At 46.7% G+C, this 19,918-nt stretch carries 20 protein-coding genes and 2 riboswitches; of the genes, 19 read left to right on the forward strand and 1 reads right to left on the reverse strand.

The annotated features are described in order from the left end of the window. Positions 1 to 64: 64 nt before the first annotated feature. A riboswitch (Lysine riboswitch) is annotated at positions 65 to 254 on the forward strand. 143 nt (positions 255 to 397) lie between these two features. After that, positions 398 to 1,642, forward strand: coding sequence for an aspartate kinase (locus tag PO771_RS03645; RefSeq protein ID WP_272561923.1), 1,245 nt, complete (start codon positions 398 to 400; stop codon positions 1,640 to 1,642). Between the two features lie 73 nt (positions 1,643 to 1,715). Here the strand turns inward: PO771_RS03645 and PO771_RS03650 are convergent, their stop codons facing one another. Beyond that, positions 1,716 to 2,294 (reverse strand): biotin transporter BioY, encoded by a 579-nt coding sequence (locus PO771_RS03650; RefSeq protein ID WP_272561924.1) that lies wholly within the window; start codon positions 2,292 to 2,294, stop codon positions 1,716 to 1,718. Positions 2,295 to 2,429: 135 nt separating this feature from the next. After that, positions 2,430 to 2,539, forward strand: a riboswitch (SAM riboswitch). Positions 2,540 to 2,641: 102 nt separating this feature from the next. Between PO771_RS03650 and metX the strand changes: the two genes are divergently transcribed. The 18 genes from metX to lonB all read left to right on the forward strand — a co-directional run bounded on the left by metX (position 2,642) and on the right by lonB (position 19,863). Continuing rightward, a complete protein-coding gene (gene metX / locus PO771_RS03655; protein ID WP_272561925.1) occupies positions 2,642 to 3,751 on the forward strand; it encodes a homoserine O-acetyltransferase MetX in 1,110 nt (369 codons plus the stop codon). A gap of 281 nt (positions 3,752 to 4,032) precedes the next feature. Further along, on the forward strand, positions 4,033 to 4,683 hold the full coding sequence (locus tag PO771_RS03660) for a succinate dehydrogenase cytochrome b558 subunit (protein WP_272561926.1): 651 nt from the start codon (positions 4,033 to 4,035) through the stop codon (positions 4,681 to 4,683). Between the two features lie 11 nt (positions 4,684 to 4,694). Next, a complete protein-coding gene (gene sdhA, locus PO771_RS03665) occupies positions 4,695 to 6,479 on the forward strand; it encodes a succinate dehydrogenase flavoprotein subunit (protein WP_272561927.1) in 1,785 nt (594 codons plus the stop codon). A gap of 2 nt (positions 6,480 to 6,481) precedes the next feature. After that, on the forward strand, positions 6,482 to 7,231 hold the full coding sequence (sdhB, locus tag PO771_RS03670) for a succinate dehydrogenase iron-sulfur subunit (RefSeq protein ID WP_272561928.1): 750 nt from the start codon (positions 6,482 to 6,484) through the stop codon (positions 7,229 to 7,231). A 165-nt stretch (positions 7,232 to 7,396) separates the two neighbouring features. Next, positions 7,397 to 8,434 carry a biotin synthase BioB gene (gene bioB, locus PO771_RS03675; RefSeq protein WP_272561929.1) on the forward strand — a complete coding sequence of 346 codons (1,038 nt, stop codon included), beginning with the start codon at positions 7,397 to 7,399 and terminating at the stop codon, positions 8,432 to 8,434. Positions 8,435 to 8,527: 93 nt separating this feature from the next. Next, on the forward strand, positions 8,528 to 9,004 hold the full coding sequence (locus PO771_RS03680) for an acyl-CoA thioesterase (protein WP_272561930.1): 477 nt from the start codon (positions 8,528 to 8,530) through the stop codon (positions 9,002 to 9,004). Between the two features lie 3 nt (positions 9,005 to 9,007). After that, a complete protein-coding gene (locus PO771_RS03685; RefSeq protein WP_272561931.1) occupies positions 9,008 to 9,415 on the forward strand; it encodes a hypothetical protein in 408 nt (135 codons plus the stop codon). Between the two features lie 120 nt (positions 9,416 to 9,535). Further along, complete coding sequence (locus tag PO771_RS03690) at positions 9,536 to 9,757, forward strand: helix-turn-helix domain-containing protein (protein ID WP_272561932.1); 222 nt, start codon at positions 9,536 to 9,538, stop codon at positions 9,755 to 9,757. A gap of 188 nt (positions 9,758 to 9,945) precedes the next feature. Next, positions 9,946 to 10,758, forward strand: coding sequence for a glutamate racemase (gene racE / locus PO771_RS03695; protein WP_272561933.1), 813 nt, complete (start codon positions 9,946 to 9,948; stop codon positions 10,756 to 10,758). Between the two features lie 77 nt (positions 10,759 to 10,835). Further along, positions 10,836 to 11,891: a GerMN domain-containing protein gene (locus PO771_RS03700; protein WP_272561934.1), complete on the forward strand. Its 1,056-nt coding sequence runs from the start codon at positions 10,836 to 10,838 to the stop codon at positions 11,889 to 11,891. 119 nt (positions 11,892 to 12,010) lie between these two features. Then, the gene (rph, locus tag PO771_RS03705; protein ID WP_272561935.1) at positions 12,011 to 12,775 is read left to right on the forward strand and encodes a ribonuclease PH; all 765 of its coding nucleotides are present in this window, start codon (positions 12,011 to 12,013) and stop codon (positions 12,773 to 12,775) included. Continuing rightward, positions 12,768 to 13,388, forward strand: a complete 621-nt coding sequence (locus tag PO771_RS03710) for an XTP/dITP diphosphatase (RefSeq protein WP_272561936.1) — start codon at positions 12,768 to 12,770, stop codon at positions 13,386 to 13,388. Before rph ends, PO771_RS03710 begins: the two co-directional genes overlap by 8 nt. Then, a complete protein-coding gene (locus PO771_RS03715) occupies positions 13,385 to 13,924 on the forward strand; it encodes a metallophosphoesterase family protein (protein WP_272561937.1) in 540 nt (179 codons plus the stop codon). The genes PO771_RS03710 and PO771_RS03715 overlap by 4 nt, the downstream gene beginning before the upstream one ends. Next, positions 13,921 to 14,610, forward strand: coding sequence for a hypothetical protein (locus PO771_RS03720; protein WP_272561938.1), 690 nt, complete (start codon positions 13,921 to 13,923; stop codon positions 14,608 to 14,610). The genes PO771_RS03715 and PO771_RS03720 overlap by 4 nt, the downstream gene beginning before the upstream one ends. A gap of 156 nt (positions 14,611 to 14,766) precedes the next feature. Continuing rightward, a complete protein-coding gene (tig, locus tag PO771_RS03725) occupies positions 14,767 to 16,053 on the forward strand; it encodes a trigger factor (RefSeq protein WP_272561939.1) in 1,287 nt (428 codons plus the stop codon). A gap of 99 nt (positions 16,054 to 16,152) precedes the next feature. Next, positions 16,153 to 16,743 carry an ATP-dependent Clp endopeptidase proteolytic subunit ClpP gene (clpP, locus tag PO771_RS03730; RefSeq protein WP_272561940.1) on the forward strand — a complete coding sequence of 197 codons (591 nt, stop codon included), beginning with the start codon at positions 16,153 to 16,155 and terminating at the stop codon, positions 16,741 to 16,743. Between the two features lie 11 nt (positions 16,744 to 16,754). Beyond that, positions 16,755 to 18,029: an ATP-dependent protease ATP-binding subunit ClpX gene (gene clpX / locus PO771_RS03735; RefSeq protein WP_272561941.1), complete on the forward strand. Its 1,275-nt coding sequence runs from the start codon at positions 16,755 to 16,757 to the stop codon at positions 18,027 to 18,029. Positions 18,030 to 18,180: 151 nt separating this feature from the next. Further along, positions 18,181 to 19,863 (forward strand): ATP-dependent protease LonB, encoded by a 1,683-nt coding sequence (gene lonB / locus PO771_RS03740; RefSeq protein ID WP_272561942.1) that lies wholly within the window; start codon positions 18,181 to 18,183, stop codon positions 19,861 to 19,863. Positions 19,864 to 19,918 lie beyond the last annotated feature (55 nt).

The following is a 19,918-nucleotide window of genomic DNA, read 5'->3' on the forward strand; positions in this document are numbered from 1 at the left end:
TTCTGAATTTGAATCGTGATAGTATACTGATAAATTAAATATTTCAAGTAACGCCTCACTTAAATGGTGAGGTAGAGGCGCGAAAACCATAAGTATCCTGCAGGAGGATTGAGAGTCCGAAGAATGCAGAAGAAAGGGGAATTCGCCGAAATGACAGCGTGCTTCTCAGCCGTTGTTGTTGGGTCTGTATCGAATAGATGCAGGACTGTCACCGAACTGTCATCCCGGACGTTCGGTGGAGTACTATCTCGCACAGGGAAAAGGGACGTGAGCGTATTGCTGGAAGTTACCGAACGGACTTACAGGACAGCAGCGAAGGCACGTATGCCTTTCGTTTGCTGTCCTTTTTATTTTATGCGGGATAGAGAGAATATTCAGGAAAAGAGGAGAGAGAAATATGGGTTTGATCGTACAGAAATTCGGTGGTACATCAGTAGGAACGGTGGAACGCATTCAGGCGGTAGCACGCCGCGTCATTCAGACGCGGAACGCTGGACATGATGTCGTTGTAGTTGTATCTGCCATGGGGAAATCAACGGATGTGCTTGTAGATATGGCGAAGCAGATTACAGCAGAACCACCTGCCAGGGAAATGGATATGCTTTTGACAACTGGAGAGCAAGTATCCATTGCCTTATTGTCGATGGCGCTTCAGGCGGAAGGTCAGCCTGCTGTTTCGATGACAGGCTGGCAGGCAGGGATTACAACAGAAAGCGTACATACAAAGGCACGCATTGCACACATCGACCCTTCAGCGATGCAGGCTGCACTGGCCGCTGGAAACGTTGTGATTGTTGCAGGCTTTCAGGGAGTTACCGAAGATGGACAGATCACAACGCTCGGCCGCGGTGGCTCGGATACGACAGCGGTAGCACTTGCTGGGGCATTACAAGCTGATTTGTGTGAGATTTATACTGATGTTGATGGTGTCTATACAGCTGATCCACGCATCGTACCATCCGCACGGAAGCTTACAACCATCTCACACGATGAGATGCTTGAATTAGCTACACTCGGTGCTGGCGTGCTGCACCCGCGAGCGGTTGAATGCGCTAAACAATATGGGGTACCGCTTGTAGTACGCTCTAGTTTTGGTCATGAAGAAGGAACACGAGTACAGGAGGAAGCAGATATGGAACAAGGACTGATTATTAGCGGAGTCGCTCATGATAAAAACGTAGCGAAAATTACAGTGGCAGACATGCCGGTCCAGGTGGATACGATGTCGAAGCTCTTTACTACACTGGCTGACGAGCATATTAACGTGGACGTGATCATTCAGAGTGCGTACGAGGCAGATACAACGAATGTTTCATTTTCAGTAAGTGGAGATGAAGTAAAGCGGACGCTGCAAATTTTGTTGCGTGAAAAAGAAAATCTGCACTTTGGCTATGCGGTCGCGGAAGAAGAACTGGCTAAAGTATCCATCGTAGGTGCAGGTATGATTACCAATCCGGGAGTAGCGGCTCAGATGTTCCGCTGTCTGGCAGAGGCAGGCATTGAAATCAAAATGGTATCGACATCCGAGATCAAAGTATCGTGTGTTGTACCGCTTGAGCAAATGGAAAATGCCGTTCGCAGCCTGCATACGTCATTTGGGCTTGACGTAGTAGAACGCGCAGTTGTACATTCCGCACAATAACGAAGATTCATAGCAAAAGGCCGGTCTCTTGGACCGGCCTTTTGCTATGGTGTATAAGGTGTGCTGAATCGTACTATGCGGCGTGTTCTGCTTTTGACTGGGCATGTGATGGCATAAGCCCCGCAGCTTTCAGGCGACGGATGACCAGAACGCCGACATAAGACGCAAGTGCAATTTTGAGTAGATCAGGTGCGATAAACGGAGTCATCCCAAGAGCAATCGCTTTGTTCCATGTCAGGTGGGCAACTAGTTTAAGCTGTGCGACACCAAACGCATAAATAATAACCAGGCCCACTACATTAGCAAGAAAAGCGCGGACAACTGTTAGGTTATCCCGCTTGAGCATCATGCCCATCACGAGTGCAGCGGCAATGTAACCAATCAAATAGCCGCCTGTTGGACCGATGAGCACGGCCGCCCCGCTTTTAAACTGAGCGAATACCGGAACCCCAATCGCGCCAAGCAGGATATACAACAATACTGCCAGTGTTCCGTATCTCTGTCCGAGAATAATTACGGCAAGAGCGATCGCAAAGTTTTGCATCGTGAACGGAACCATTGGGAGGAAAGAAATAGATAGCTGTGCACATACAGAAATAATCGCGCAAAATAAGGCCGAAAGAAGCATCATTTTCAAACGTTGACTTTGCATGGTATGTCCCCTCTTTTTGTTAACTTTATTTTATTTAGAGTTTACATAGTGTAGTGCTGAACTGTCAATATTGACATTGCTTTCTAAAGCACGTAGTATTGTAAATAATTATTAAAGACTGAAAAAACTGAATAGCTCTTATCTAGAGAGGTGGAGGGACTGGCCCGATGAAGCCCGGCAACCCCGCAGTAGTATGCGGATAAGGTGCCAATTCCAGCAGGACGTATTGTTCTGGAAGATAAGAGGAGGTCTGGATCGGCATACGCCCCTCTTCTTTTCGATAAAGAAGAGGGTTTTTCTTTTTTCATGGATGCAGCGGAAAAAGCTCGGAAGGAGTGACAGATATAATGGAAAAGACGATGGTGCTTTCAAGCATCACTTTAGAATGTGGGGAGACAATTAGGCAGGTAAAGGTAGCGTATGAAACAAGTGGGACGCTGAATGCGGAGAGAAACAATGCCATTCTCATTTGCCATGCACTGACAGGGGATGCGAAGGCGGTAGGGGACGAAGAAACACCAGGTTGGTGGGAAGGATTAATTGGGCCAGGTCGATATGTAGACACAAATCGATATTTTGTCATTACGTCTAATGTATTAGGCGGCTGTGCAGGAACGACAGGCCCAGCCTCGCTTCATCCAGAGTCTAATACGCCGTACGGAGCTGACTTTCCCGTTGTAACGATTCGGGATATGGTGCAGGTACAGTATGAATTGGTACGGCAGCTTGGGATTAATAAGTTATTTGCGGTAATCGGTGGATCGATGGGAGGAATGCAAGTATTTGAATGGGCTGCATCGTATCCAGAGATGATGGAAGTTGTCGTTCCGATTGCAACTTGTGCTCGTTTGTCAGCTGTGGCGATCGCATATAATGATGTCGGCAGACAGGCAATTTTATCTGACCCGAACTGGCAGTGTGGACATTATTACCCAGGAAAAGGGCCGGTAAATGGGCTGTCTATCGCCCGGATGCTTGGGATGATCACGTATCGAACCGCAGATTTATTTGAATACCGATTTGGTCGCCGTCTGAAAGATGATAAGGGAGATGTGACGAAATTTGACTCCACTTTCCAAATCGAGAGCTATTTGCGCTACCACGGACAGAAACTGGTCGATCGGTTTGACGCTAACAGCTACTTGTATTTGTTAAAAGCGATGGACTCTCATGATATCGGACGCAATCGTGGCGGGATTAAGAAGGCGATTGAAGGCATCCAGGCGCATGTCCTTTCGATTGCGATTTCTGATGATTTATTGTATCCGGCTGATCATCAGGAAGAAGTAGTGGCGATGATGGAGGTAGCTGGAAAAAATGTGGAATATCACTACATTGATTCCATTTATGGCCATGATGGCTTTCTTGTCGAATTTGTGAAGATCGGACCGTTGGTAGAATCCTATCTGAACGAGCAGTATGTAAGGGTGTGCAAGCAGGCCGCTGCTCCCTATTGATTATCGATTAATTTCGACAATTTCTATCAGAGGTTTCCTTGACGCTAACCCCTCCAGAGAGTAAAATGAATTTGTCACAAAGTCTTCATTTTCATAGGCTTCCTTCACAGGGAGCTTTTCTTCATGTCAGAGACTGCCGCAGAGGCGAAGGAGGAGTGGAGAGAGAGAGGATTTTATAGTTTTATAGTGGCAGGAGAGAGTAGCCAACAAGCATGAATTTGTGAAAAAAATGCCAAACTAGAAAAACCAGAGGGTACCATTATGAAAGGGGGAATATGAAAATGATGAATCATCGTCATTTTTTCAACCGTAAACTTCACTCCCTACTCGGCGTAGTTCCGATTGGGGGCTTCCTGTTCGTTCACTTACTTGTGAACTATTACGCAACACGCGGCGAGCCAGCCTTCCTGGAGCGCGTACAAGTCATGGAGGGACTTCCGTTCCTCGCATTGATTGAAATTCTGTTTATTTTCTTACCGATTTTGTACCATGGTATTTATGGTTTGTACATTGCTTTCCAAGCAAAAAACAACGTTGGCAACTACGGCTATTTCCGTAACACAATGTTCATGCTGCAGCGCGTTACGGGCGTAATTACTCTCATCTTTATTACCTGGCACGTATACGAAACAAAAATCCAAATGCTGATCGGCAAAACAGATGCCAACGGTCTCTTTACACTCATGAATGACATTCTCGCGAACAAGGTAATGCTTGCATTTTACATCATCGGCCTTCTTTCTGCCGTGTTCCATTTCGCGAACGGTCTCTGGAGCTTTGCAGTTAGCTGGGGCATTACAGTCGGTCCGCGTGCACAGCGCATCTCTACATATGTGACAATGGCGATTTTCGTACTGATGTCTGCCATGGGTCTGATGGCGCTGTTTGCATTTGCGAATCCGGTTGATGTGGCTCAGGCCATTCAGAAATAGGGGGTTAGAGCATGAGTAAAGGTAAAATCATCGTAGTCGGTGGCGGTCTCGCAGGCCTCATGGCGACTATTAAAGCTGCGGAAGCCGGTTATCCGGTTGAGTTGTTCTCACTTGTTCCGGTAAAACGCTCCCACTCTGTTTGTGCACAGGGCGGTATTAATGGGGCAGTTAATACAAAAGGGGAAGGCGATTCCCCGTGGATTCACTTCGATGATACCATTTATGGTGGCGACTTCCTTGCGAACCAACCGCCAGTTAAAGCAATGTGTGATGCAGCACCTGGTATCATTTATATGTTCGACCGTATGGGCGTTATGTTCAACCGTACGCCAGAAGGTCTGATCGACTTCCGTCGTTTCGGGGGTACGCAACACCACCGTACAGCATTTGCTGGTGCAACAACAGGTCAGCAGCTTCTGTATGCGTTGGACGAGCAAGTTCGCCGCTGGGAAGTAAATGGTCTTGTTACGAAATACGAAGGATGGGAATTCCTGTCCGCTGTTGTAGATGAGCAAGGTACATGCCGTGGTATTACCGCGCAAAACCTGCGCTCAATGGAAGTTAAATCATTCAAAGCTGATGCCGTTATTATGGCAACAGGTGGTCCTGGTATCATCTTTGGTAAATCAACAAACTCTGTTATCAACACAGCGACAGCAGCGTCTGCGATTTACCAGCAGGGTGTTAAATATGCAAACGGTGAGTTCATCCAGATCCACCCGACTGCGATCCCAGGTGATGACAAACTGCGCCTGATGTCCGAGTCTGCTCGTGGTGAGGGCGGTCGTGTATGGACATACAAAGACGGTAAACCGTGGTACTTCCTTGAAGAGAAGTATCCAGCATACGGTAACCTTGTACCGCGTGATATTGCAACGCGTGAAATCTTTGACGTGTGCGTTGTACAGAAACTCGGCATCAACGGTGAGAACATGGTATATCTTGACCTGTCTCACAAAGATCCGCACGAACTTGACATTAAGCTCGGTGGTATCATCGAGATCTATGAAAAATTCGCAGGGGACGACCCGCGTAAAGTTCCAATGAAAATCTTCCCGGCTGTTCACTATTCTATGGGCGGTCTGTGGGTTGATTACAACCAGATGACAAATATCCCAGGTCTGTTTGCAGCTGGTGAGTGTGATTACTCGCAGCACGGTGCAAACCGTCTTGGTGCGAACTCGCTCCTGTCCGCTGTATTCGGCGGCATGGTGGCAGGTCCGAAAGCGATTGAATACATTAAAGGCCTTGATAAGTCTGCAGAAGACGTATCTTCGTCTGTATTCGATGCAGAAGCGAAAAAACAACAAGACAAATACGATAGCATTACTAGCATGACAAGCGGTACAGAGAACGCGTATGTAATCCACCGTGAACTTGGCGAATGGATGACTGATAACGTAACGGTTGTACGTTACAATGATAAGCTGAAGCAGACAGATGAGAAGATTCAAGAACTCATGCAGCGCTATCAGCAAATCAACATCAACGATACAGCAAAATCAAGCAATGCGAGCGCTTCGTTTACACGTCAACTGTGGAACATGCTGCAACTTGCACGCGTTGTTACACTCGGTGCGCTTAACCGTAACGAAAGCCGTGGTGCGCATTACAAACCGGAATTCCCGGATCGTAATGATGAGGACTTCATGAAAACAACCATTGCTGAATTCGATCCAGCTACAAACGGACCGAAGATTTCGTACGAAGATATTGATATTTCGCTGATCCAGCCTCGTAAACGTGACTACTCTTCGAAGCATAAAGTGGCTGATAAGAAAGAAGAGGTGAAATAATCATGGCTGAAAAAACAATTCATTTGGTTGTTACTCGTCAGGATACTCCTGAATCAGCACCATATAAGCAAGAATTCAAAATCCCATACCGTCCGAACATGAACATCATTAGCTGCCTGATGGAAATTCGCCGTAATCCGGTAACAGCAGATGGCAAGCAAGTGGCTCCAATCGTATGGGAAATGAACTGTCTCGAAGAAGTGTGCGGTGCGTGCTCGATGGTTATCAATGGCAAGCCGCGCCAATCTTGTACAGCTCTTGTAGATAAGCTTGAACAGCCGATCCGCCTTGAGCCGATGAGCACATTCCCGGTTGTACGCGACCTGGCTATCGACCGCAGCCGTATGTTCGATGGATTGAAACGTGTAAAAGCATGGATTCCGATCGATGGTACGCATGATCTTGGTCCAGGACCACGCATGCCGGAAGTAGATCGTCAGTGGGCTTATGAACTGTCTCGTTGTATGACATGTGGTGTATGTCTGGAAGCATGCCCGAACGTAAATGATAAATCACCGTTTATTGGTGCATTTGCGATCTCTCAAGTGCGTCTGTTCAATGAACACCCAACAGGTAAAATGAACGCAGAAGAGCGCCTTGAAGGAATCATGGGTGAGGGTGGCGTTACAGATTGCGGTAACTCCCAGAACTGTGTGCAATCTTGCCCGAAAGGCATTCCACTTACAACGTCAATCGCCGCGATGAATCGTGCGACTACGTTGTATTCTATTAAAAACTTCTTCCGTAACTAGTACGGAAGAGAGTGAGAAACCCCCTGCATTCTTTTAATAGAGGATGCAGGGGGTTTTGTCTTTTGACAACCTATTTCTTATCAAGGTTGACATACTGAAAGAATAGTCCGTATAATTATTGTTAACTAAGATTATATAAAAGTTTACAATAATGGAGAGTGACGTATGAGCATACCTGTGATGGAAACAAAACCGACAACGAATTGGATGGCATTAGCAGAAGATGTACTGGCCGGGCGTCAATTGAGCAAGGAAGAAGCACAATCTATTTTGCAGGCACCGGATACAGAAATTTTGAGCCTTCTACAGGCTGCATACCGTATTCGCAGTCATTATTATGGCAATAAAGTTAAACTGAATATGATCATCAATGCTAAAAGCGGTCTTTGTCCAGAAGATTGCGGGTACTGCTCACAGTCGATTGTATCGAATGCACCGATTGAGAAATATCCGCAGCTTTCCAAAGATGTTCTGGTAGATGGGGCGCTGAAAGCGAAAGAAGCAAAAGCCGGTACATACTGCATCGTTATGAGCGGTCGCCGTCCGACTGATAAGGAAGTTGATAATGTTATTGAAGCGGTGAAAGAGATTAAGGAACAGCACAATATGAAAATCTGTGCCTGCCTAGGACTCGTCACACCAGAACAAGCTAAAAAGCTAAAATCAGTTGGGGTGGACCGATTCAATCATAATATCAACACTGCAGCAAGCAATCATGAAAACATTACCTCTACGCATACGTATGAAGACCGCCTGAACACGTTAAATGCGATTAAAGATGCCGGCATGTCACCTTGCTCTGGTGTAATCATCGGCATGGGCGAAACGGATGAAGAAATTGTGGACATGGCGTACACATTGCATGAGCTGAATGCTGACTCCATTCCGGTCAACTTCCTGAATGCCATTCCGGGTACACCACTGGAAAGCATGAAAAAAGTAGGTGCGGTAAAAGCACTTAAAGTCGTAGCACTGTTCCGTTTCATTAACCCGACAAAAGAAATTCGGATTGCCGGAGGCCGAGAAGTGAACTTGCGTCATCTTCAGCCGATGGGGCTGTACGCCGCAAATTCAATCTTCGTTGGCGATTATTTAACGACAGATGGCCAAAAGATGCGCTTTGACCATGAAATGATTGAAGATCTTGGTTTTGAAATTGAAGAATGTGCCTATGATAGCGAGCCGCCGACAGTAATGGCATAAGCATACATGTATTGAAAAGCTCCCGTAATACACGGGAGTTTTTGTTTTTTTATAGTTCTGATAAAATAAGGGAAAAACACTAGGAGTGGAACGATGGGAAAAGCGACATACATTCAGCCAGATCTTGAAACATGGATGAAATCTTTTCATTTTGAAACCGATATCAAAATTCGTTACTGTGAAACGGACATGTCCGGCCACGTCAATAATGTGAGTTACCTTGTGTATTTCGAACAGGGGCGGGTTGACTATTTTGATCGACTGCATATAGGGGATGAAGTACTGCACGATAAAGCAGACTTTATGGTTGTAACGGCAGATATTACATGCCATTATCACGCTGAACTTTTCTTCCGGGAAACACCTACGTTACTTGTACGTGTTGCACGGCTTGGCAATAGTTCGATGGATATTGAATATTGTCTGATTGTAAAAGACAAAAATAAAGTAGCCGCTACTGGAAGTGGGACAATTGTATTGGTGGACAAACAAACGAAACGAAGCGCACCGATTCCGCCGCAGGTACGCGAGCGTATTATACAGTTTGAAAAAATGGAGATGACGATATAGCTTATGTTTTTTCACGGCATTCCGTATAAGTACATACAGGTTCATTATCCAGTCATTTCACCCCGTCATAACACAGAGGAGATGACAGAAGCTCAGAAGGCTGATAGTCGTCATTTAATCGAGCGCTTCGGTCTCGAACCTGTACATCTTCTTGCATATAAGCGTGCTGTATACGGACTTCGTGACTGTCTGGCAGCCTGTTTTTCCTTTGGGGATGTCGTATTTGTCTTTCGTTCACTGCCGCATCCGATCTTGCAGCTTAGTGCGCATGAAGTAGGAGTGAAGGAACTTGATTTGCGGGAGGCACGCTGGATTTTTCTTAATGGAGCGGAACATTACGAGAAAATCCAAAAGCAGTTTCCCAAAATCAAGGTTTTCATCTGCACGGCGGAAAAGCACACCGGAATATAATGTGTCGCAGGCCCAAATTCAGCCATCCCTTGAACCACCTGGCTTCCCAGGTCATAAATATATGGTGACTGTATCCCTAGCCTTGCACTTGAGAGCCCAGGCCAAGGAGGGGTAGCACTTTTGAATAATGAACAGAAAGCCAAGCCGCTATTGACCAATCGGGAACGGGAGGTATTTGAACTACTGGTGCTTGACAAAACAACAAAAGAGATCGCACAGCAGTTGTTTATCAGTGAAAAGACGGTTCGTAATCATATCAGCAATGTCATGCAAAAGTTAAATGTAAAAGGCCGTTCCCAGGCAGTTGTCGAACTCGTCCGTTTAGGTGAATTGAAAATTTAATGATTCTCAATACGGGCAGCCCACCTCCATGAGAGGCGGGTTTTTTATATCAAATACAGGATTGACGTAGGCGGAGGGAAAGCGTATCGTAAAATGGGCATGTGCCCGGATGATGAACCTAGGTGTTTGTCCATCCATATACTGGGTGCATAACAAAGGACTCTACACATAAGGAAGCGACTGAACTGATGAAAAGAGGCATAGGCATTATTGATTCCGGAGTGGGGGGGCTAACCGTAGCGAAAGAAGTGCTGCGTCAGCTTCCGCGCGAGGATATTTTATATTTTGGCGATACGGCCCGCTGTCCGTACGGCCCACGTCCGGCAGAAGAAGTACGAGAGTTTTCCCTCCAGATGATCCGGTTTTTGCTGCAACATAACATAAAGGCGCTGATGATCGGATGCAATACAGCTGCCGCAGTAGTACTACAAGAAGTAAGCGAGATGCTTGATATTCCAGTCATTGGAGTAATTGAGCCAGGCGCTCGTTCTGCCATTAAGGAAACCGAAACAGGCCGGATTGCGGTAATCGGCACCGAAGGAACGATCCGAAGCGGTGCATATGCTGCTGCATTACGAAAGCTGAATCCACAAATTCAGGTTACAAGTCTTGCTTGTCCGACACTTGTTCCCCTCGTGGAGAGTGGCAGATTACATGATCGGGAAGGCATTGCGATTGTACAGGAGGCACTTGCCCCACTTTCCGGAGAGGATTTTGATACGCTTATTCTTGGCTGTACACATTATCCGCTCATCGCGCCATTTATTCAGGAAGTGGTAGGAGATAGCGTTACGCTAATCAGTTCGGCAGAAGAAGCGGCGCGGGAGTTGAGTACGGTACTGTGGCACAGACGCATGTTAGCGAACGGGGGAGATGTTGTGAACGCTATGCACCAGTTTTTCACAAGCGGAGACTCCGAATTATTTATGTCCATTGCCGAAGAGTGGCTAAATATTAAAGTGCAAGCGAAGCAAGTCGATCCCGCAGCGGACGCACAATAAAATTTGGACAAAGCAGGCATACATCCCGGGAAGGCTCGTATACATAGTAATACAAAATGAGCCTGAGGAGGGAAACTATGGCCCGCAAATTACCATATGTCGGTGCTTTTCTTAGTGCAGTATTCTTACTTAGCGGCTGCGGCCTATTCGGACCAAAAGATGTTTCAAGTCCGCAACAGATTGATCCACCGCAGCTTACGCCACCATCTGCCGCAACGAGTGAGAAAGTGACGGCGCCGCAGACTGGCTCTGAGCAGAAAGCAAATAAAGCTGTGCATGTACAAAAGTTGTACGTGCTTGATGCGGACGGCTATGTTGTGCCGTGGCCACTGCAGCTGTCGCAGTCGGAAGGCAAAGGAACTGCCAAGCAAGTTCTTGGGTATATGGTTCAAGGTGGAGAAGGTGAGAAACTGCTGCCGCAAGGATTTAAGCCGGTGCTGCCGAGCGGAACGAAGGTGCTTGGCATTACGATTAAAGACGGGATAGCCACAGTAGACTTCTCACAGGAATTCAAAAAATATAAGGCTGAAGATGAACAAAAGATTCTTGATGCGGTAACATGGGCGATGACCGAGTTCGATAGTGTAAAAGAGGTTAATATCCGGATTAACGGGCATCCGCTTGAAGTGATGCCGGTCAAAGGTACGCCGGTGTCTCATCTTAGTAGGGAGACGGGAATCAACGTAGAAGTAGCAGAAGGAGTGAAGCCGGGAAATGCCATGGCGGTTACGGTATACTTCCAGGGCCAGGTAACAGATAAGTTTACCTATTTTGTTCCGGTGACACGTTATGTGCCGAAAGCAGATAATCGCGGATTGGCCGCGATGAAAGAGCTAATCCAGGGACCAAAGCAAAATTCTATGCTATTCTCGCCACTGCTTCAGGCGAATGTATTAAGTGTAAAACAGCAGAAAGATACGGTTCTGGTCGATTTCGACAAGAAATTGCTCTCATACAATCAGGGACAGGCAAGTCCAGATGCAATGGAAGCAATTGTGCTGTCACTGATCGAGAATTCAGGTGCCAAAAAAGTACAGGTAATGGTGGAAGGCAAGAAAAATGTTAAGGCAGGAACGATTGATTATTCTAAGCCAGTGAGCCGTACGATGGTTGAACAGGCACAAAAATATTAGAAATGATAAGGAGAGGGGGAGATACCACCTCTCTTTTATTTCGCTATTGGTGTCTGGTACATGTTCTATCAGGTGTTGTGCTATAATAATCCAGATGTTATGAATTGGGAGGTAATGGAATGCGAATAGATGGACGTACATACGATCAACTTCGACCGGTTACAATGACAACCGATTACATAAAGCATGCGGAAGGTTCTGTATTAATCGAGGTGGGTGACACGAAAGTCATCTGTACAGCTACAGTGGAAGAAAAGGTACCACCGTTCATGCGCAATCAAGGACGCGGCTGGGTGACAGCAGAATATTCGATGCTGCCACGTGCAACAGAAAGCCGCAATGTGCGAGAATCAAGCCGAGGTAAAGTGAGCGGACGCACGCAAGAAATCCAGCGTCTAATCGGTCGTGCCCTGCGCTCCGTTGTGAATCTCGAGGCGCTCGGGGAGCGAACAATCTGGCTTGATTGTGATGTTATTCAGGCAGATGGTGGCACACGTACGGCATCCATTACTGGGGCATATGTAGCGATGGTATTGGCGATGGGCGGACTTATCGAGAAGAAGCTGCTGACTAAACTACCGGTAACGGATTACTTGGCGGCGACGAGTGTCGGTATTCTGGAAGAAATGGCCCATCTTGATTTATGCTACGCGGAAGATTCAAAAGCAAAAGTAGACATGAACATTGTGATGACGGGAGCAGGTAAGTTTGTAGAAGTACAGGGAACGGGCGAAGAAGCACCATTTAGTATGGACGAGTTACAGCAGCTGCTTGCTCTCGGGAAAAAAGGCGTACAAGAGTTGATTGCGGCTCAAAAAGAAGCGATTGGACAGTGGAGCACACAGATTGGAGCCCCAACGGAAGGAGGGGATCGTCATGAGTAAGAAAGAAGCTTTTCCATGGGAAAGCGTTGTGCTCGCTACGAAAAATAAAGGGAAAATTAAAGAGTTTACCCGAATGTTTAGCGGTTGGAATGTGCGTGTACTTACGATGAATGATGATCTGGATTTCCCAGACGTAGTAGAAGACGGGGATACATTTGAAGCGAATGCCCGCAAAAAAGCAGAAGAAATTATGAGAGCAACTGGACTTCCAGCGCTTGCGGATGATTCTGGCCTGGAAGTGGATGCACTTGGTGGAAAACCTGGCGTGTACTCCGCTCGCTTCGCAGGAGAACATGCTTCGGATGAAGAGAACAATGCAAAGCTTGTGCAGTTGATGAAGGATGTGCCAGAAGCAGAACGTACGGCACGATTCGTGTCTGTACTAGCACTTGCACTACCAGAGGGTGATACGATTCTAACTCGCGGCACGTGTGAAGGTCAGATTGTACTGGAAGCGTCCGGTACAAATGGATTCGGATATGACCCACACTTCTATTTATCGGAGAAAGGGCGGACGATGGCCGAACTCGAACCAGATGAGAAAAATGCCGTGAGTCACCGAGGCGTTGCTGTGCAGAAGCTTACAGCAGAGCTTATGGAGCGGTTCGCATGAAGCTCGTTGTCGTAAGTGATACACATGGCAGTACCGAGCATCTAGCGGCCATTCGGGAACGTCATAAAGAAGCCTACTTTTTTCACTGCGGCGATGCGTGCTATCCAATTGCCGAAGAGCCGGAGTTTGTATATGTAAAGGGAAACTGTGATCATGACCGAACGATGCCGGAAGAGCGTATTATGGAACAAGATGGGCTTGTTATTTTGCAGACCCACGGAGATGCGTATGGAGTGAAGCAGACCGGGATGCGGCTGCGCTACAAAGCTCTTGAGGCGGGGGCGAATCTCGTATTGTTTGGACATACGCATGTACCAACTTGTGTGCAGGATGAGGGCGTACTGTTTTTGAATCCGGGAAGTATGAGACTGCCACGTTCATATCCAATCGCGACGTATGCGGTACTGAAGGGGAAGAAGGACAGGGCGTGTATAACAGTGGAAGTCACCTTTCATGCGCTTGATGGCACACAGCAGGACGGCTTAGGTGGTACATATCAATTGCAGGTTGTTAGAGGAGAAGACGATCTGTCATGAAGGAAACCGATAAAAAGCAGCCAGATAAAGTCGTTTTGTTTCCTGGTTCGGTGGACAGACCTTTCCAGATGGTTGAAACATCTGTGCTGCGCAGGCTTGATGAACAGGAAGGGTATGCGGAACGGCTGCGCATGAAGCTGCATACAGGGACAGCTGCTGAACAGCTAGCTGCGGTTGAGCAACTTACATATGTGTACGAAGATGAAACTATTACGGCTCTTCGTTCGTATATAGAAGGAGAGCAGGGAGATCCAGTTGCTAAGACATTGGCTCTGCGTGCTCTTAAAGAGCAGGGGGAGACAGGAATTATTCCTGTACGGAAGTTTGGTCGCCTGTTCTCTGTAGACATCTGTGATGTTCCGCTTGATGATCAGGAACTTCCAGCTGGACAAGTCGCTGTCATGAATGAACTGGAAAAGGTGGCTGAGGTTCATGATGCGTCCGTGCTGCCGCTTGCGCTTCAGTTATGGACGACGTACTTTTTCATGGCATATCCGCTAGGAACAGATGTGAAAACGTGCGGTGTGAAAGTGTGGGCTGCTGCGCTTCATTATGCGGTGACAAAGCTGCTTGGGACGGAGCAAATGCTGGTAGAAATCGCTGGGTTATACGATGTTAAAAGTGAGGCAGTAAACGCCTGTTATCAGGCGCTGCAAGAGGTACCTGGTCTTATATACGGCCAGTGATTCGACGCTAGATGGAAAGTGTCACCGGTCAGTTGAAAAGCCGTTTGATTATGATATAATAAAATGGTTATAATGGCAGGTGTACATAGTGTACGGTTTTTTATGAACAGTAGCACGTGTATTTGTTGATAGGATCTTTAGGAGGGGAAAGCATAAATGAAGGCAACTTGGGAAAAGTTAGAAAATAACCAGGGCGTTCTCACTGTTGAAGTAGAAGAGTCCCGCGTTGACAAAGCAATTGATCAAGCATTTAACAAAGTCGTGAAGAAAATCAATGTACCGGGCTTCCGTAAAGGTAAAGTACCGCGTAAGATTTTCGAAGCGCGTTTCGGAATCGAATCACTCTATCAGGATGCGCTTGATATCATCCTGCCAGAAGTATACTCCGAAGCTGTACAAGAGACAGGCATCGATCCGGTTGACCGTCCAGAAGTAGACGTAGAGCAAATGGGCAAAGGTCAAGTGCTCATTTTCAAAGCTACTGTTACTGTTAAGCCGGAAGTAAAACTTGGTGATTATAAAGGTCTTGCAGTAGAAGCAAAAGACTTCGCTGTAACTGACGAAGCAATTGCAGAAGAACTGACAGCTATGCAAAATCGCGGTGCTGAACTAGTGGTTCTCGAAGACGATGCAGCTGTAGCAAGCGGCGACTTCGCAATCATTGACTTCACAGGTTTCGTAGACGGAGAAGAATTCGAAGGCGGATCAGCTGAGAACTATCAGCTTGAGATCGGTTCCGGCACATTCATCCCAGGCTTCGAAGATCAAGTGATCGGCTTGAAGAAGGGTGAAGAGAAAGACGTTAACGTTACATTCCCAGAAGACTACCATGCAAAAGACCTCGCGGGTGAGCCGGTTGTTTTCAAAGTGAAAGTAAACGAAATCAAACGCAAAAACCTTCCAGAACTTGATGATGAATTCGCGAAAGACGTAAGTGAATTCGACACGCTTGATGAATTGAAAGCAGACATCAAGAATAAACTCGAAGAAAAAGCGAAAGTAGACGCTGAAAACTTCAAAAAAGAATCCCTGATTGAGCAAGCAACAGCTAATGCTACAATCGATATTCCTGAAGTTATGGTTGAACAAGAAATCAACCACATGGTAAATGACTTTGCACAGCGTCTCCAATATCAAGGCATGAACCTTGAGCTGTACTACCAGTTCACAGGTCTTGATGAAGAAAAACTACGCGACCAATTCCGTGAAGATGCACAGAAGCGTGTTCGCACATCTCTTGTGCTCGAAGCAATTAGCGAAGCGGAAAACGTAGAAGTAACAGAAGAAGATATTAATGCTGAATTGGATGTAATGGCTGAGCAATACAAGCGTTCTGCTGACGAACTTCGTAAGATTTTCGCAGGCCGCGATGGACTTGCAAGTCTGAATCAAGACATTCGTATGCGTAAGACGATCGATCTTCTTGTGGCAAACAGCAAATAATCGTATACGTATCTTTCAGCTATAGAACAAGGCACGAATTATCGTGCCTTGTTTTTCAAACCAATCATACATAATTTTGAAGGGGGGCCTGTATAAGTAATGAGCGTTATACCTTATGTTGTTGAAAGCACCAACCAGGGCGAGCGCGCCTATGATATTTATTCCCGTCTCCTAAAAGACCGGATTATTCTACTCGGGTCTGCCATCGATGATGATGTGTCAAATGCAATTGTTGCTCAGCTTCTGTTTCTGGCAGCTGAGGATTCGGAAAAAGATATCAGCTTATACATAAACTCTCCCGGCGGATCAATTACGTCCGGCATGGCGATCTATGATACGATGCAATTGATCAAGCCGGATGTTTCAACAATTTGCATCGGCATGGCTGCTAGCATGGGATCATTCTTGCTCATGGCCGGAGCAAAGGGCAAGCGTTATGCGCTTCCGCATAGTGAAATCATGATTCACCAGCCGCTTGGCGGCATTCGCGGCCAGGCAACAGATATTAAGATTCATGCGGATTGGATTTTGCGTACGAAGGGAAACCTGAACCAAATTTACGCAGAGCGCACCGGTCAGCCGCTTGAAAAAATCGAGCGCGATACAGATCGTGATTATTTTATGAGTGCCCTTGAAGCGAAAGAATACGGGTTAATTGATGAAGTTATCACCCGTAATGAACAAAAGTAAGGGGTGAATCCATGTTTAAATTCAACGATGAAAAAGGTCAGCTGAAATGTTCGTTTTGCGGTAAATCTCAGGATCAGGTACGTAAACTTGTAGCGGGTCCTGGTGTATATATTTGCGATGAATGTATTGAACTGTGCACAGAAATCGTAGAAGAAGAACTGGGCACGGAAGAGGAAATTGACCTCAAAGAAATTCCGAAGCCGAAGGAAATTCGGGCATTTCTCGATGATTATGTAATCGGGCAGGATGCGGCGAAAAAGGCGCTATCTGTAGCGGTATACAATCACTACAAGCGCATCAATACCGGCTCGAAAATTGATGATGTTGAGCTTGCGAAAAGTAACATCCTCATGCTTGGACCGACAGGAAGCGGGAAAACCTTGCTGGCGCAAACAATGGCACGTATTTTGAATGTGCCGTTTGCGATTGCGGATGCAACATCGCTTACAGAAGCAGGTTATGTTGGGGAAGATGTGGAAAACATTCTTCTCAAGCTAATCCAGGCAGCTGATTATGATGTAGAAAAGGCCGAGCGCGGCATTATCTACATTGATGAGATTGATAAAGTAGCCCGTAAATCCGAAAATCCATCGATTACACGCGACGTATCCGGTGAAGGGGTACAGCAGGCGCTTTTGAAAATTCTTGAAGGCACGGTTGCTAGTGTGCCACCGCAGGGTGGACGTAAGCATCCGCATCAGGAATTCATTCAAATCGACACATCGAACATTTTGTTCATCGTCGGTGGTGCCTTTGATGGCATTGAGTCGCTGATCAAGCGTCGTGTTGGGAAGAAAGTTATCGGATTTGGTGCGGATATTGAATCCGGTACAAATGATATGAAATCTGGTGAGTTCCTGCAGAAGGTGCTTCCAGAAGATTTGCTTAAGTTTGGTCTGATTCCAGAGTTCGTTGGTCGTCTTCCGGTTATTACAACACTGGAGCCGCTTGATGAACCAGCGCTGATTCGCATTTTGACAGAGCCGAAAAATGCGCTCGTTAAACAATATCAGAAGCTGCTTGAAATGGACGAAGCTGAACTTGAATTTACAGACGGTGCACTGCACGAGATTGCCAAAGAAGCAATCAAGCGTAATACAGGTGCACGTGGTCTCCGTTCCATTATCGAAGGCATCATGCTCGACATCATGTTTGACCTGCCGTCCCGTGATGACATCGTAAAATGTGTCATTACCGAAGAGACTGTCAAACAAAAGAGCCACCCTGAACTGTACAACAATCAGGGTAAAATCGAACCATCAAAGAAAAAATCAGAGAGCGCATAGTCTGATTATGTAAGAAGAGTCATAGAAGTAGAAAAAGCGTCTTAATCATTCATGATTAGGACGCTTTTTCCGTTTATTCCCGATGCCGTTCGGCAATAATACACCTAAGATAATCTGAGAAACCGTATTTCTTTACATGTGGGAGGAAACTATGAATTGGACAGTAATGCTCATGCTTATTCAGGTGTTTTTTGCCGTGATTATCGGGACATACTTCTGGAACTTGCTGAAAAACCAGCGCAATAACAAAACAACGATTGATCGGGAATCGCGCAAAGAGATGGAACAGTTACGCAAGCTGCGGTCAATTTCATTGTCTGAGCCGCTTGCAGAGAAAACGCGCCCGGCAAGCCTTGCGGATATGGTTGGTCAGGAAGATGGAATTCGTGCACTGCGTGCGGCCCTGTGTGGACCGAATCCACAGCACGTACTCATCTACGGTCCGCCAGGTGTTGGCAAAACAGCCGCCGCCCGTGTCATTCTGGAAGAAGCAAAGAGACAACCCGGATCTCCGTTCACGTTTGAATCGGTCTTTACTGAACTCGATGCGACGACAGCCCGATTTGATGAGCGCGGCATTGCGGACCCGTTAATTGGCTCTGTGCATGATCCGATCTATCAAGGGGCAGGTGCGATGGGACAAGCAGGGATTCCGCAGCCGAAGCCAGGAGCTGTAACGAAAGCACACGGGGGCATGCTATTTATTGATGAGATCGGAGAGTTGCACCCTATTCAGTTGAACAAATTGCTAAAGGTGCTCGAAGACCGGAAAGTAGTGCTTGAGAGTGCGTATTACAGCGATGAGAATCAGCAAATTCCAAAGCATATTCATGATATATTCCAGAATGGTTTGCCAGCTGATTTTCGTCTCGTAGGTGCGACCACTAGAACACCAGATGAACTGCCTCCTGCTCTTCGTTCGCGCTGTCTTGAAGTTTTTTTCCGTTCATTAACTCCAGCTGAAATTGTTGAAATCGCAAGAAAAGCTGTAAAGAAAATGAAGCTGGACGCAGAAGATACGGCGATTGCCTATTTATCTCGCTATGCCACAAATGGACGGGAAGCTGTTAACATGGTTCAGATTGCAGCAGGATTGGCCATCACGGAGCAGCGTTCGTGCATCATGCGTTCTGATATCGAGTGGGTAGTAAACAGCAGTCAGAAATCGCCGCGTCCTGACAAAAAAGTGCTCGGTGGTGCGTATGTTGGGTTCGTGAACGGACTGGCTGTATACGGTCCAAACATGGGGGCGCTGTTGGAAATTGAAGTAACAGCGTCTAAAGTAGCGATACCAGGTACGGGAACAGTAACAGTAACGGGAGTCGTTGATGAAGAAGAAATGGGAGGCAGGGGACGGACGCTGCGCCGTCGCTCGATGGCCCGTGGTTCTGTCGATAATGTACTGACGGTATTGCGTCGTCATGGAGTTGCTACACAAGATTACATTTTGCATGTTAACTTTCCAGGTGGTGCACCAGTAGATGGACCTTCAGCGGGCATTGCGATGGCGACAGCGATCTATTCGGCGATTACGGAACAGCCGGTGGATAACTATGTGGCAATGACGGGGGAGATCGGCATTCATGGAACAGTTAAGCCTGTTGGAGGGGTGGCGGCTAAAGTTGAAGCGGCTCGCCATGCCGGTGTGAAAAAAGTGCTTATACCGCAAGAGAACTGGCAGGATATTTTTGCGATGATGAAAGACATTCGGGTGATTGCTGTTGAACAGATGGAGGACGTATTCAAATACGCACTTGTGCCACAAGAACAGATAGAATCCGCAGAAGTCCCGCTGCTTCAGCCGAACGAAGTGTTCAATCCGCCTGCCTTTTAGTGCACATTGTACGGTATTGCATGATTAGACATTACAGGGCACATACGATACAATA

It is taken from the genome of Aneurinibacillus uraniidurans (assembly GCF_028471905.1).
In the GTDB taxonomy this organism is placed as follows: domain Bacteria; phylum Bacillota; class Bacilli; order Aneurinibacillales; family Aneurinibacillaceae; genus Aneurinibacillus; species Aneurinibacillus uraniidurans.